General features: G+C 59.6%; 12 protein-coding genes. 3 read left to right on the forward strand and 9 right to left on the reverse strand.

Going from position 1 to position 15,089, the window contains the following annotated elements; genetic code table 11:
* Positions 1–21 precede the first annotated feature (21 nt).
* Entirely contained in the window at positions 22–525 is a 504-nt protein-coding gene (locus H6650_19760; protein MCB8954247.1) for a hypothetical protein, read from the forward strand.
* 93 nt (positions 526–618) lie between these two features.
* Positions 619–1,107, forward strand: a complete 489-nt coding sequence (locus H6650_19765) for a hypothetical protein (GenBank protein ID MCB8954248.1) — start codon at positions 619–621, stop codon at positions 1,105–1,107.
* A gap of 106 nt (positions 1,108–1,213) precedes the next feature.
* Here the strand turns inward: H6650_19765 and H6650_19770 are convergent, their stop codons facing one another.
* The 9 genes from H6650_19770 to recA form a co-directional block, all read right to left on the reverse strand.
* Positions 1,214–2,317, reverse strand: a complete 1,104-nt coding sequence (locus H6650_19770) for a DUF4037 domain-containing protein (GenBank protein MCB8954249.1) — start codon at positions 2,315–2,317, stop codon at positions 1,214–1,216.
* Between the two features lie 21 nt (positions 2,318–2,338).
* On the reverse strand, positions 2,339–4,387 hold the full coding sequence (locus tag H6650_19775; GenBank protein MCB8954250.1) for a hypothetical protein: 2,049 nt from the start codon (positions 4,385–4,387) through the stop codon (positions 2,339–2,341).
* Between the two features lie 131 nt (positions 4,388–4,518).
* Positions 4,519–5,325, reverse strand: coding sequence for a hypothetical protein (locus H6650_19780; GenBank protein MCB8954251.1), 807 nt, complete (start codon positions 5,323–5,325; stop codon positions 4,519–4,521).
* Between the two features lie 11 nt (positions 5,326–5,336).
* A complete protein-coding gene (locus H6650_19785; GenBank protein ID MCB8954252.1) occupies positions 5,337–6,311 on the reverse strand; it encodes a site-specific DNA-methyltransferase in 975 nt (324 codons plus the stop codon).
* Positions 6,312–6,619: 308 nt separating this feature from the next.
* On the reverse strand, positions 6,620–7,372 hold the full coding sequence (locus H6650_19790; GenBank protein ID MCB8954253.1) for a triose-phosphate isomerase: 753 nt from the start codon (positions 7,370–7,372) through the stop codon (positions 6,620–6,622).
* A gap of 72 nt (positions 7,373–7,444) precedes the next feature.
* Positions 7,445–9,202, reverse strand: coding sequence for a protein kinase (locus tag H6650_19795; GenBank protein MCB8954254.1), 1,758 nt, complete (start codon positions 9,200–9,202; stop codon positions 7,445–7,447).
* 565 nt (positions 9,203–9,767) lie between these two features.
* Complete coding sequence (rny, locus tag H6650_19800; GenBank protein ID MCB8954255.1) at positions 9,768–11,306, reverse strand: ribonuclease Y; 1,539 nt, start codon at positions 11,304–11,306, stop codon at positions 9,768–9,770.
* A gap of 21 nt (positions 11,307–11,327) precedes the next feature.
* The gene (locus H6650_19805) at positions 11,328–12,014 is read right to left on the reverse strand and encodes a RecX family transcriptional regulator (protein MCB8954256.1); all 687 of its coding nucleotides are present in this window, start codon (positions 12,012–12,014) and stop codon (positions 11,328–11,330) included.
* 415 nt (positions 12,015–12,429) lie between these two features.
* Complete coding sequence (gene recA / locus H6650_19810; protein ID MCB8954257.1) at positions 12,430–13,452, reverse strand: recombinase RecA; 1,023 nt, start codon at positions 13,450–13,452, stop codon at positions 12,430–12,432.
* Between the two features lie 503 nt (positions 13,453–13,955).
* Here recA and H6650_19815 point away from each other — a divergent pair.
* The gene (locus H6650_19815; protein MCB8954258.1) at positions 13,956–14,825 is read left to right on the forward strand and encodes a GNAT family N-acetyltransferase; all 870 of its coding nucleotides are present in this window, start codon (positions 13,956–13,958) and stop codon (positions 14,823–14,825) included.
* The last annotated feature ends 264 nt before the right edge of the window (positions 14,826–15,089 follow it).

Below are 15,089 nucleotides of genomic sequence, written 5' to 3' on the forward strand. Positions count from 1 at the left end.
GCCTTCATGCGCAACTATCTTATGAATCGTGACATTGACCGCCCGCTCCTGCGCGTTGAAGCCATCCTCGGCGATTTCTTGCTGCGCGGCAATCTTCTGCCGCTAGGGGAGCTAATGAACTTTCTCAATGACCGTCGTCGCGGCAACATTGCGTTTGAATCATGCGAGTTGTTCCCCCTGGCCGCGGACCGTCAAGTACGCGGCGTGCGCCAGGAATCGCTGACCGTGGTGCGGGACAACCTGATCGCCCTGTGCCTGCTGGACGAGGCGCAGATGTCCCATGAACGACTCCTCAAGGCCAGCCGCCCCGTCGTTTTTTACACCGCCTCGTTTGCCATTCAGGGCCAGCTTCACGTGAACGTAGACGCCCGCGACACCGACCTGCTGGACGACAGCCGCGACTTCTATCCCCTGACGCAGGCAATGCTGTTCCCGCTGCGCCCCGTCGCCCAGGCCCCTACGGCGCGGGTTCCCCTGCTCCTATTGCAGCGGTCCCGGATACAGGCCTATCACCGCCAACAATGAGCTTCCAGGAAGGTCTTTCCTTCCTGGAAGCTGCATCACTGACCTTCCTGGAAGCGCACAACTTCCAGGAAGGTGTTGAACCCGATAAACCAGATGTACGACCGAATCTACCTGATCGTCTGCGGCGCGGTGACGGCGTATCGCGTGCCGGATTTGATCGCCGCGCTGCTGCCGCGCACACGCCAGTTGCTCACCTTGCCGACCCCCGGCTCCGAACGCCTCATCAGCCCACGCGACCTGGCCCGCATCGAAGGGAATCAGGTCATTACCGGCTACTTTGCCGCGGAAATGCTGCCGCGCCCCGCGCCGGGTCTGGTACTGATTGCCCCCTGCACTTTTAATACGCTGCAGAAACTCGCCGGCGGATTGGCCGACAACCTGCCCCTCTCCCTGACGCAAGAAGCTATCGGGCGTGGTTGGCCGGTTGTGGTGGCTCCTTCGCTTAATCCGGGGTTGTGGGCGCACCCACAGACGCAGCCCGCGCTGGCGCGCCTGCGCCAATGGGAGGCGACGCTGGTCCTCCCGGATGCCACGGACGACTATTACCTGGCCCCCGACGCGCGGATTCTGGCGGCTTTGTAGGGGAGAATGCCGGCATTCCATCCACGACGCGCACAAATTTGCATTTGCGGAAATTTCGCGCCAAATTCGCCAACTATTGAATTTCGCCCCTGGAGAATGGACCAATCTAGTCGATGTAGAGGGGGGCCAACTGCCGGCATTTCACCCCCGCCGACAACACATCCGTACTCTCCACAAACTGCTCCACCTTGCCAATGGGCGGCAGCGCCCGCACACGCGCATCCGTAATTGTCTCCCGCAGCGCGTCCGCGAACCGCTCCCCGTGGATGACCAGGAACGGGCGGTCATGAAAGGGGGACGCCGCCGTGGGCAGCGGTGGCGTAATGCCCAGGTCGTTGTGCCGCCGGGCAACAATGGTGTACGCCTGGCACAGATGCCGCTCCCGCTCCCGCCACGTTTGGGCTTGCAAAATTGCCGGCATCACCGCCCCCAACACCCCCGCCGCCGCCAACCGCGCAAAACCACTGCCAAACCATTTCGCATAGGGCGCGTACTGCTGCTCCTGCAAAAAACAAAGCCGCATCAGGTCTTGCACCAGGCGCGCGGCAATGATCGCGGAACCGGTTTCGTCCCCGACAATGCCGGCACGCCCCACAAACGCCTCCTCCTGCCCAATCCGCTGCCACTGCGCCGCCATCAAATACCGCCATACCTCCTCCGGGTAGTACGCCAGGTGCGCTTGCAGGGGAGCCAACTGCCCCAGGCCATCGTGAAAAACGCCCCCCCGCGCCAGCGAGGCCAGCTTCTGCTCCGGGATCAGCAGCCAATCCAGCAGTGTCGGCGGCAGTGGTAGGTCCGCGCCCGTGTAGTCGCGCAGGAAGTCCGCCAGCACCATCACGTGCACGCGGTGGCGAATCGGGCCGCCCTCTGCCGCCGCCGCCATCCACACCGTTCCCGCTTCATCCGCGGCAGTCACGAAATGGGTGGAATAGCCACGAAAAGTGGGGGGCAGCGCGTCCGCCAGCGCCGCATCAATATCCGCCGCCAGCCGCGCCTGGTCTGCCGCTTGCAGGAACAGCGTCACGCGCGGTCCCCAGTTGTGGTCGGCGGACATGGCCGTATCAAAGCCCAGCACCTCGGACCCCGTGCCAATCAGCCCGGCGGAATGGACGAGGTGGGGAAAAGTTGTCGCCAGGATGGGACGCACCGCTTCCTTGTAGAAGGCGCGCGCCAGTTCCAGGCCGGGAATGAAGGGGGATGCCGTGGTCATGTGCGTCTCGCTTTGTCGGCGTTATGGCGTCGTGGCGGATGGGAACTGGGCGATAGTCACCGTCGTCTCCGCGCTATCCACGAGGGGGATGCGCGTCAGGTCGGGCCAGATGTACAACCCGGTGCGAATGTCGTAGGGGCCGGGCGGGAGTTCCGATGGCAGTTGCAGGTGGAACCGGGTCACGAGCCGATCCCCCAGTCGCCAGTATTGGGTCTGAATGGCCGGGGCGTCGTCTTGCGTTACCAGCGCGCCGCTGCCGTCCAGGAAGTGGTTGAAGAAGTGGTAATGGATGTCCGGCGGGGGCGTTTCCGTGACGAGCCAGGTGAGGTCAATCTGGATGGTGGCGTTGGCGGCGGGCGCGCCCGTGACCTCGGTCTGCACCAGTTGCAGCCCGTTTTGCCAGGAGGCCAGCGGGGGGAGAATGCCGGCATTTTCTCCCCCCACGTAATAGAAATGCCAGTCGCCGTTCGTGGCGGGGATGGTGGGCGCGAGCGGCGTGGCCTGCGTGTCCAGCCAGGCTTGCGCCAGCGGGTCTGGGGCCGTGACGAGGTAGAGGGTACAAGATGCCGGCATCACAAACCCCCGCCCCGTTTCCAACAACCGCGCCCGTCGCGGATACACAAACGCCTCCACCAGCCCCAGCGGCGAACTCTCCGCCGCCCCGCCCGCCGACAAAATCGTCAGGTCACACGTCGGATACCGGGCCAACAGGTCCGACGTGACGCTGATCGCCGCCGTCACCTGCGCCGCCGTCTGTGGCGGCCCTATCTCTCCGCGTTGCAGCAGTCGCAGCCCGGTTTGGTTGATCAGGAACTGCCACGCGGCAATCGCCAGCACAACAGCCAGAACGCCCGCCATCACGCCTTGCCGCGCCATCGTCGGCCAATTCCGCCGCGCCAGCGCCGCCAGCCAATCATCCACCATCAAGGCCACCAGCAAGAACGGCGCGGGGAATATGTAGAGGAAGTAGTAGTTTTGCAGATAGACGGTGTGCCGCAGGTAGAACAGCACGGGCAGCAGCACCCAAAGCAGCAGTCCGCCGCGCGCCAGTTGTCGCGGCGAAAGCGGCTGCCGTCGTCGCGCATCCCAGGCTATCATGCCCGCCGCCCACGCGAGGCTGGCGACAAACAGCCAGCGCAGCAGTGTGGTGAGGAAAAAGCCATCCGGCAGCGCCGCCGGCCAGACGGATTGCGCGCCCCAGACGGCGGCGCCGTCGGCCAATTCCAGCACCAGCGCCAGCGATGCGGTGTTGGTCTCCGCCGCCGCGACCGCGCCGGTGACGCCGCTGCGCCCGCCGATAAGGGCGTCGAAAACGGCCTGTAAGTCGCCAAAGCCCACGGCCTGCTCAAAGCGGAGGAACGGCAGATAGAGGAGCAGGGCCAGCCCCAGGCCCAACAGCAGCGGCCATAGTCGCCCGCGCCAGGAGGGGGCGGGCCATTGGCGCCAGTAGAGGAGCAGGATGAGGCCGACGGTGGGCAGGAGGACGAGGCCGCTCAGGTGGAGTTGGGTGATGGCCGCCAGGCAGAGCAGCGCCAGGCTTAACCAGGCGTTACGTGATGGGGGTGGGGCGGATTGTGCCGGCATCGGGCGCAGAAAAAAGAAAAGCGCCAGCAGCAGCAAAGTGGCAAAAAAAGGGATGGGGTTGGGGTTCCACAGAAAACGGCTGTAATGGACCGCCCACGGATTCACGGCAAAGAGCAGCGCCGCCAGCGCCGCCACGCGCCGGCCAAACAACCGCTGGCTGCCCCAGGCCAGCAGCGCCACGCCGCCCAAACTTAGCGCCGCCTGGAACAAGATGGGGCTGCTGAGCAGCGGCCGCAAGCGCAAAGGCAGCGCCAGCAAATAGACGATGAGGGGAGGATTCATGATGCCGGCGGAGGATTTGTTGGCGGCCAGCGGCAGGGGGCCGCCGTTGACAAACCGCATGGCAATGAGGGTGAGGATGGATTGGTCGGGGCCAATTTCGCTGTACGCCAGCGCGGCGAAGCGCAAATAGGCGGCTACCCCCAGCGCGAGGAGGATTAGCAGTAACCAGCCCCCCCACCGTGGGCGATTCCCGGAGTTTCTCATGTAGCTAAGTGGCTGTCCGCAATTAAATGAGCGGAAATGTGCGGACAGCTTGTCAGTAACCGTCCGAAAAAATGTGAAGTTATTTTTGGGCGGTTACTAATGACCGCCACTCACCGCTTGCCACCCGCCACTCACGACGCCTCATGTTCGGAAACGGAAGCGGCGCTGTCGTAAACGAGTTCCACATGCTTGAGGCGGCTGATGGCTCTTTCCACCAGCGCCAGCAGCAGCATGACGAATAAATCCACGCCCAGGGCGAGCGAAAAGGCGACGCCGAGGTAGCCGAAGACGCGGGATGCGGGGCCGGCGATTCCTTCCCAGAGGATGTTTTGCGCGCCCAGCAGCACCACGAGGAGGCCGAGGAGGAGCAGGGCGATGATGAAGGCGGGCCAGGCGCGACGGTCAGAGGGGCTGGGGAGCATGGCGTTGCTGATGGCAAAGAGGAGGTAGAGCCAGACGAGAAAGTCGTTGGCGGAGAATATCTGGCCGAGGGCCAGGGTGAGTTCGTTCATTTGCCCGCTCTGGATGGCGGCTCCAAGCTGGGCGATGTCGAAGATGTTGAAGGCGATGAGGAGGATGGCGGCGGTTCCAAAGAGGAGGGGCGCGCCGCCGATGAGGCTTTCGCGGAAGGGGCCGAGGGTGCGGCTCTTGTAGTATTCCACGTATCCGAGTTGGATGGAGCCGTCTTTTTGCACGCGGGGGATGAGGCTGAATCGTCCGGTGCGTACACCTAACATGCCGGCAGTCAACCAGTGGCTCACCTCATGCAAAAACACGCCCGGCAGCAGCACGATGGCGTACAGAATCATCGCCCAGTTGGCTTTGCCCAGCAGCAGCAAGGAAACACCGTGCAGGTGGCGGTGAATCCACCGCTGTACCAGCAGCAGCAGCGGCAGCGTCACCGCCACCCAGATGAAAGGAGCGAGCAGTTCGTTCATGAACGTTTTGGTTAATCAGACATCAAATCTGCTATTGGATGATCAAATAATGCGCGTTGGACCGGCGTTTCGTTCTTGGAGGAAGGGGTTACGCCTTCGCTGTCGAGTCTGCGTTGTGCGATTTGATGATATGCCGGCATGATCTCAAACCCAATGAAATGTCGCTCAAGTGACTTCGCGGCAACAGCCGTTGTCCCGCTTCCCATGAAGGGGTCGAGTACGATTTGGACCTCTTTCGTTGTTAGCTTAATCAGAAAGGCTATCAATCCTAGCGGCTTCTGCGCCTCATGTACTTTGGGTTCATTCTTCTGGCATTTGAATTCCAGGACGTTAGTAGGGTTTGCGCCATCAATTTGGCAGTGCCGCAGGTTCATTGCGCCAACGGTGTGTTCCAGTACATTGTCCGTGATCGTCCCCCCCATTTTGTAAGGTTTTATGAACCAGGCTATTGGTTCATATGCTGGCGCCAAGTTACCCAAGCGCCAGCCCACCCAATTTTCCGCCTCGGCGCCCAAGCCGCGTCGTTTAAGGATCATGCTAAGGCGCTGCGCCCTGTGGTGCGCCGATGGTTTCTTCCAGGCCAGCGTGTCCTTGAGCAGGAAGCCGCTGTCTTCAAAGGCGTTGATGACGCGATGGATTGTACGACGCGCGCCAAAGACGAAGAGTGAGGCCCCACTTTTCATTTTGGGTAATACCATTTGTGCCCAGGTTTGACACCACTCCTGATATTCCGCGCCTATGTTCCGGTCTGCTTGCGACCAGCCATTGATTGGCTTGCCCCTTCTCTTGAAAGCGGCTTTCCCTGCTTGCGCGGGCGATTGGCCCAAAAGCGCGGAGTTTGTGTTGTCATGGAGGACGTCCCAATCATCCAGATTGATTCCATACGGAATATCTGAGAGGAACAGGTCAATACTGTCGTTAGTCAGATTTGGGATGTGATCACGACAGTCTCCCATCGTGATCTTGTCAAGATAGACGTCATTCATGCTGATTTCCAGCCAAACTTAAGAATTCTGTTGCTGGCGAGCGACTGAACCGTGCGTATCCGGTTATCTAATTTCCTCCACTTCATGATATCGTTAATTGCCTCCTCTCTTGAGAGCGTCATGATTCGCGCTCTTTCTTCGGCGAGAAAGGAAAGCGCTTCCTCCTCTTGAGCAAGGTCAGTTTCGACTCTTTGTGCATCGAAGCCAAAGTTTTTGCTCAGATCGCTTATTTTTTCGATCCAGAATCGGCGATTTCTGATCTGCTCAACAGTGATAACTGCCTGATCGACGATGCTTCGGTTCCTATGTCAAGCGGCGTTGCGCACCAGGTCCACGAAAGAGGGCTTGAGGCTGGCCCCGCCGACGAGTGCGCCGTCGATGTCCGGGTGCTGCATGTAGTCGGCGATGTTTTCCGGTTTGACGCTGCCGCCGTATTGGATGCGAATCTGGTCGGCGGTGGCTTCGCCAAATATCTCCGCCAGCGTGCCGCGCACGGTGAGGCCGATGATGTTGCCGGCACTGGTGGGGTTCGCCGATTTGCCTGTGCCAATAGCCCAGATGGGTTCATAGGCGACGACACAAATGGCTGCTTGCGCGGGAGAAATGCCGGCAAATGCCGCCCGCACCTGTCCACTCACAAAAACATGCGTCTCCCCCGCCTCATTTTGCGCCAGACTCTCCCCTACGCACACAATGGGGATCAGATTGTGCGCCAGGGCCGCCTTGATCTTGCGGTTGACGCCTTCGTCCGTTTCATTGTAGTAGGCGCGCCGTTCCGAGTGGCCCAGGATGACGTACCGGCAAAACGGCGTGAGCATATTCGGGGCGCATTCGCCTGTGTACGCGCCGGTTTCCGCGAAGTGCATGTTTTGCGCCCCCACGCCAATGCGTGTTCCCCGCAGCGCATCCGCCACGCCGGGCAAGGCCACGAATGGCGGACACACGGCGCTGTCTACAGTGTCGATTTCATTCAGTCCATGCCGGATTTGGCGCACGAAGGCGACCGCTTCATCCGGGGTTTTATTCATTTTCCAATTGCCGGCAATAAATGGCTTACGCATCATTCTCGTCCTTTACGCCAGGTAGAAGGCGTCTCCCATGCGCCAGGGGCGCTACCAGGACGGATTCCACCCTCACAGCGTATTCAGCAGCCGTTGTATGTGCGTTCGCAACCACAACGGCGTATCTTCCGCCGTCAGCGCCGCTTGCAGCGTCTGCCGCGCTCGCTGTGGCTCATTCATCTCGCGGTAGAGAATACCCTGCAAAAAGAGGAATTCCGCCCGCACCGGATTGCTTTGTTCGCGCAGCGCCTGGTTCACAATCCGCATGGCGGCGGCGCTGTTGCCTGTTTTGTAAGCCTGATAGGCTTCTCCTAATTGTACGGTGAACGTGCTGTCAGGTCTAGCTTGTATCGTTGCCATTAGGTCTGCCACCGCCGTCGCGCCCCGGTCCGCCAGGATCACCTCGATCATCATCAGGTTGGAGAGGGTAGGGTCGTCGGCGAACTGCCGCAAGCCCAGCAGCAGGATCACGTGCGCCAGGTCGTAGTAAGCGGGATAGAAAAGGGCGGCTTGCGCGGCGGAGATGAGGGGATTGGGGTCGTTTGTGCCGGCAAAAGTTGTCTCCAACAGTTGCAGCACCTCACGATTATTGCCCGCCTGCAAATAGGCTGCCGCCAATTCCAGGCGCAGCGCCAGATCATCCGGCGCTGCTTGCACTAGCGCCAGAAGTTGGTTGGGAGCGCGCAATTGCTCCGGCGCAGGTATCCGTAGCAAGACGGGCGTAGGCGCCGGCGCCACCGTCGCCGCCGCCGCCGTGGCCTCCGCCTGGTTCTGATTGATGCCATTGCTCACGGCCACCAGCCCCAGGCAAAGACACATGCCCAGCGCCATGCCCAGCAAAACCAGCAGCAGGGTGCGGCGGCGACTGTGCGGGGATGGCGTTGCCCCGGCTTGTGCCTCAATCGGCGGCGGCGTGCGCGCGGGTTCGGCGACCGTCGGCGCAATGGCCACCACATCCACGGGGGACCGCTCCCGGCGCTCAGGCGGAGCCACTTCCGTGGTTGTTGCCAGCAGCGCCTGGCGAAAAGCCACTGCCAGCGTCCCCGCCGAGGCATACCGCTCCTCCGGCGACTTGGATAGTGCCCGCCGCAGCACCGCGGCCAATGCCGGCGACACGCGCGGGTTGATCTGCGCCGGATCAGGCGGCGGCGTGAAGATGTGGTCGTGGATGATCGTGTAAAACGTGTCTCCCTGAAAAGGGACTTGCCCGCAAACCATCTCGTACATAACGACGCCAAAGGAGTAAACATCGGCGCGTTCGTCAATCCGCGGGTCCCCACGTGCTTGCTCCGGGGAAATGTACTGCGGCGTGCCCAGCATCACATCCTGCGACAGCGTTGATTCACCCGTTTCCGCCAGCCGCGCCAGGCCAAAATCGGTGATGATGATCTTGCCTTCCTGAGAAAGGATGATGTTCGATGGCTTGATGTCCCGATGCAGCACGCCACGGGCGTGGGCATAGTCCAGGGCGGAGGCAATGGCGCCCGTGATTGGCAAAATCTCCGCGCGCGTCAACATGCGACGACCGAGTATGTCCTTGAGCGTTTCCCCCTCAATCAGGCGCATCACCAGGTAAGGATGCCCTTCGTGTTCGGCAAAATCGTAGACGGGGACGATGTGGGGGTGGTCCAGTTGGGCTACGACGCGGGCCTCGCGCTGAAAGCGGCGGAGGAAGGTGGCATCCGTAGCGAAAGCCGGGTGCAGGATTTTGATGGCGACGTACCGATCCAGCGCCTCATGGTAGGCGCGATAGACGCTGGCCATTCCCCCCTGACCCAACCGCTCCACGAGGCGGTAAGGGCCAATTTTGTCGCCGATATGAAAACTCATGAGCCGCCCAATATACTTTACCTGCCTGCCCGCGCCTGTTACCCTGCTATGCTTGCGCCGCCCGACCTGCTGCCCGGACAGGGGCAGGATGCTGGTTCGATTTGTAGGAAATAGGTCGGAACAGGGTGATTATAGGGGAGGGACGTTTCGGTGACAATATGCGGATGACGCTTGGGCACAGGCGTTTTCGTTGACATGGGGCCAGGCTTTACGCGAGTCCCCTTCGCAAATAGCCTGTCGGGCGAGTTTCCAACGCGCCTGGAAAAGTTGACGGTTTGGTGAATGAAAAACCTTACTGAATCGTAACTGCCAAGCTCAATTGGACCAATTTTCTCTGGTAAAATTGGTCCAATCTCCAGAGAGCGTTAGCCGTTACATTGAATTTTGAAAAACAAACGGGTAGTCGCGCACCCGCGCCCTCGGGAAATAGCCCCCTTCCCCCCGCGGGGGAAGGGGGTTGGGGGGTGGTCTTGCTTAAATCGCCAGACGCGATTACCGAGGTCGTTTCTTAAAGTTCAAGAGACCTTTAAGGTTTGGTAATGCCCGACAACCTGAAAACGGACCCTTACTTGGCAAAGCCGACGGCGCGCGTTTCACGGATGACGGTCACCTGGATTTGACCGGGATACTGCATACTTTCTTCAATCGTCTTGGCGATATCCTTGGAGAGGCGAATCGCCCCCAGGTCGTCAATAGCGCCTGGCTTCACCAGGATGCGGATTTCGCGTCCCGCTTGCAGTGCATAGGCACTCTCCACACCGGTGAAGGATACGGCAATGTCTTCCAGCGTGCGCACACGCTTGATGTAATTCTCCAGGCTCTCACGCCGCGCGCCGGGACGCGAACCGGAAATCGCATCGGCCACTTCCACGATGATGGCTTCCACCGATTCTTGTTCTACCTCGTGGTGGTGCGAGGCAATGGCGTTGATCACGGGGGCGGGCACACGGAAGCGGGCGGCATAATCCGCGCCCAACTGGGCGTGCGTGCCTTCCTGTTCATGGTCCAGCGCTTTGCCCAGGTCGTGCAGGAGCGCACCCATCTTCGCGGTTTCCACATCCGCGCCCAGTTCGGCGGCGAGGACGCTGGCGATTTTGGAGGCTTCCACGGAGTGGTGAAGTTGGTTCTGCCCATATGAGGTGCGAAATTTCAGGCGACCCAGAAGCTTAATGACCTCGCGATGTAGGCCATGTACATTGGCTTCATAGACGGCCTGCTCGCCTGCTTCTACAATGATGCGGTTGACCTCGTCGCGGGCGTCTTTGATCAGTTTTTCGATGCGCGCGGGGTGGATGCGCCCGTCGGCGATCAGTTTTTCCAGGGCGCGGCGGGCGACTTCACGGCGCACGGGGTCAAAACTGGAGATGGTGACGGCTTCGGGGGTGTCGTCAACAATGACATCTACGCCGGCTGCTTGCTCAAAGGCGCGGATGTTGCGCCCGTTGCGCCCGATGATGCGACCTTTCATCTCGTCGCTGGGGAGGGGGACGACGGAGACGGTGATTTCGGAGACGTGTTCGCTACTGATGCGTTGGATGGCGGTGGCGATGAGTTTGCGCGCTTTTTCGTCTGCTGTTTCGCGGGCTTCGTCTTCGATTTCGCGCATGATGCGGGCCATGTCCTGGCGCGCTTCGACTTCGGCGGCGGCCAACAGTTCTTGCCGCGCTTCGTCGGTGGTCATCTGGGCGACTTTTTGCAGTTCTACCTGGCGCTCGCTGGCGAGTTGTTCCAGATCATTTTGCTGCTTGTCCAGGCGGCTTTGGCGTTTGTTGAGGGCCTGTTCGCGTATTTCGACTTTCTTTGCCTGGCGGTCCTGGCTGGCCTGGCGGCGGTCGAGCCGTTCTTCGGCGCGGGCAAGGTCTTCAAAGCGGCGTTCGACGACTTTTTCCGCTTCGGAGCGGAGTTCTTTGCTTTCCTCCTGGGCTTTGCTGAGGAGTTCCTGGGTTTCTCGTTGGGCCTCCTGTCGTTGTAGGTTGATTTCTTGTAGGGCTTGTTGGTACTCCTGGTCATGGTTGGGCTTGAGGAATCGCCAGTAGATGCCGGCAACAATTGCCGCCCCTACGACGAGTCCCACCAGGAGACCCACAAAAAAATACACATCCATGAATTCCAACTCCTTATCAACTTATTCAGGTTCGTCGGCGGCCTGCGCCTGCCACACCGCCCGTGTTACCTGGCGGATAGTGTCATAATCAAAGCCGCGTCGTTGTAAGAAGCTGCCCATTTTTTGGGAAAACGCCTCCCAGGGTAGATGGGACCAGCGTTGGGCCTGCTTCTCGGCTGCCCGCCGGGCGCTGCTGGTATCATCCAGCCTGGTCAAGACAGCCTCAATAATATGTCGCTCCAGCCCCTTTTGCTGAAGTTCCTGGCGCAAAGCCAGGGTGCCGCGGGGCTTAAAACTCTCTCGTTGTTCGATCCAGTAGCGGGCAAAGGCAACGTCGTCCAGCAAATGCCGCTCCTGTAAATTTCTGATGACCTGCTCCACCAGGGGGACAGGTATTTCCTTGCGCAGCAGATTTTGTCGCACTTCCGCCGTGCTGCGTGGGCGGTAGCTGAGGAATCGTTCCGCTGTGAGACGCGCTTTGTCGAATTCGTCCTGGCTGCGGACTTGGGCCAGGAGTTCTGGCGTCAATGGTTGGCCTATTTTCAATTCCGCTGCCGCGGTCAGGGACAGGCTGAAGGCGTACTGTCCCCCAACGTAGATGTTAACTCGTTGTTGGTTGCGTTTTTGCGGTTGGATGTCGCTAATAAGGTCCATGTGAATCAAACAAAAAAGCGCCACGGTTGCCAGCAACCACGGCGCTCTATCCATACAGGAAACCGATTATGCAGGTAGCCAATGCCGGCAACCTGAGACCAGGTCAATCTTCTCTTGCTACAGTTCGCTGCGTCGCTGTCTGCCGGCATACACCCCCAAGATAACAGCGAACCCGACCGATACCTTAACTCATTTGTCTCGCAGTGTGTGCCTTCTGCGTGGCAGATAACGTGTCACACCAGGATGCCATTTGAATTACAAGCGCCCATGCCAATGGTGGGCGAAAACCTACTTAACCTGGTTGGTACTCGAAGCATCTATCCACCCCCAAATAGTGAGCGGGAGCGAATAGTATTCCTGTTGACTGGCTGTTGCGTTGCCGTGATTGATTGCATTTGGCCTGTCATTTACATCTGCTCGCTTGGTCAGATATGTCAGGCTTATGCGCGTATGGGCGTTGTGCAGTGGATTATGCTGCTGTCTCGGACTGCCCATTGAGCAGCGGTAATCCTGCTTCTTGTCGGATAAGTTGCTCCAGTTCGAGCAAAAAGCCAGGATTCTCCGCCAGAAAAGTTTTCGCGTTTTCGCGTCCCTGTCCTAGCAGGGTATCGCCATAACGATAGTAGGAACCTCGTTTGTCCAGCAAACCGAAGCTCACGCCCAGGTCTACTACGTCCCCCGTCTTGGAAATGCCTTCGTTGTACATGATGTCGAATTCGCATTCCGTAAACGGTGGGGCGACCTTGTTTTTCTTCACTTTCACCCGCGTGCGGTTGCCCGTGATGTCGCTTTTGTCCTTGATGGCCTGCACACGTCGAATATCCAGGCGTACGGAGGCATAAAACTTAAGGGCATTGCCGCCGCTGGTCGTTTCCGGGTTACCAAACATGACGCCGATCTTCATGCGTAGCTGATTCGTGAAGATCACAATCGTATTGGTCTGTTTGATCGTGCCGGACATCTTGCGTAGCGCCTGGGACATGAGGCGGGCCTGTAGGCCGACATGAGCATCGCCCATTTCGCCTTCAATTTCCGCCCGAGGCACCAGGGCCGCGACCGAGTCGATGACGACGACATCCATTGCGCCCGAACGAATCAAAGCATCCGCTATCTCCAGCGCCTGTTCGCCGGTGTCGGGTTGGGAGACGTAAAGGCTGTTGACGTCAACACCGCAGCGTGCCGCGTAACGGGGGTCCAGCGCGTGTTCCATGTCAATGAAGGCGCAGATGCCCCCGGTCTTTTGTGCTTCCGCGATGATGTGCTGGCACAAAGTGGTTTTGCCAGAAGACTCTGGCCCATAAATCTCGACGACGCGCCCACGAGGCAGACCACCAATACCGAGGGCAATGTCCAAAGCCAGCGATCCTGTGGGGATGGCGTCTACCTGGAGATGCTGTGCGTCTCCCAGGCGCATAATTGCGCCATCACCAAAACGCTTCCGAATCGTTGCCAACGTGTTGTCCAATGCCTTGTCACGGTTCTGTGTATTCATTCGCTGGTGCTGCCTTCTGTTTCAGTTCTCCATTTCCGGGATGATGCACTTCTCGTTGCTTCTCGCGCGGCCAATTTGCCTGACGTATGCGCGTTATCCATTTTGCGTAGAAGCCAAGCTCGGGTTTGGGAAGCAGAGCGCGTGGCTTGTGGGGCCGGGCCGCCGCGATCAGAATTGCGTGTCGGCCAAAAGAAAAAAGCGATATATCATACAGAATCCAGGCTTGACACCCTGGGTGGTATATCGCTTCATCACGGTTCTTCACATATTAGGAGGACTTGTCTAGCTTTCAGGCGCGGACCGGCTTGTTGTGTGTGGAATTGGCTTTCTGGTGACAGGTTAGCCGTGAACAAATACCTGAGTGGTCATTAATTTGATGAAGCGGAGAAGGGCACGGTATTCATGAGGGTCCGCGGCGATTTGGTGCTGGTTGCTGTGGTAACATCATTGTTTTTGACCATGAACTCACCCTAATATGTGATTAGGTAGTGTACAATAGCGATATGGAATTAGCAAACCCAATTTTTAACAATGCGTTAATGCGCCCACTGCGGCGAGCGGACAACGCGGAACTGACCTGGTTTTTGCGAAATGCGCGATATACGCATGTACATGTGGATTGGTATACGCTGGCGGATTGGCTGGATCAACCTGGGGCGGTGGGGATGGAGATTGAGGGGGCGTTGGTAGGGTTTTTGGTGGCGGGGGCGGATCCGTTGCCGGCATCCTGGCTGCGCGGCGTGGCTTTCATTGGAGAGTGGCCGCCGGGGACGATGTTGGAGCGACTGTTGGGGGCGGTTGTGCCGGCATTACAAGCCACCCACGCCACCGAACTCGCCTGGATGGCCTCCCGTCGCTGGCCCGACCCCTTCATCCCCAACCTCGGGTTCCAAACCATCACCCACGTCGTCACCATGATCCGCGAAACCCCCATCATGCCCACCTTTCACCTCAACCCCGCCATTCATATTCGCCCCGTCACCCTGGCCGACATGCCCCGCCTCGCCGACATCGAAGCCGCCGCCTTTGCCCCCATTTGGCGCTACAGCGCCCGCGCCCTGGAGCGAGCCAACAGCCAGAGCTACAGCTTCGATGTAGCCCTCATTGACGACAGAGTCGTTGGCTACCAATGCAGCACCGCCAGCTACTACGGCGCACACCTGGCGCGCATGACCGTGGACCCCGCGGTGCAGCGCGGCGGCGTGGGCACGGCGCTGCTGGCCAACGCCATTGCCGGCTACCGGCGTGGCAACTTGCGCCAAATGTCGCTCAATACACAAACGGACAACATCTCCTCCCATTACCTGTACCGCAAATTCGGCTACCGCGAGACAGCCGAACGCCTGCCCGTCTGGGTGCTTCCGTTGACCTGACCGCACCATGCATCAAACAGCGGCGCGATCCGCCAAAACCGGCGTATGGATATACCATAAACGACCGTTTGCCCTGCTTGACGCCCCCTATTGTTTGTGATATACAGTGTTTCGTTTGTGCAATTGGTAACAATCGCGTGACGTTCCTGAAAAATCAACCAAGCCACTGCACACGCGGGAACAGGGACGCAGCTCGAGGAGCCATTTCCCCCACAACCATGCTATTGCATCAGCCAATGTGTCCTCGCCGCCACCCCAACCTGG

Source organism: Ardenticatenales bacterium (assembly GCA_020634515.1).
Classification (GTDB): Bacteria; Chloroflexota; Anaerolineae; order Promineifilales; family Promineifilaceae; genus JAGVTM01.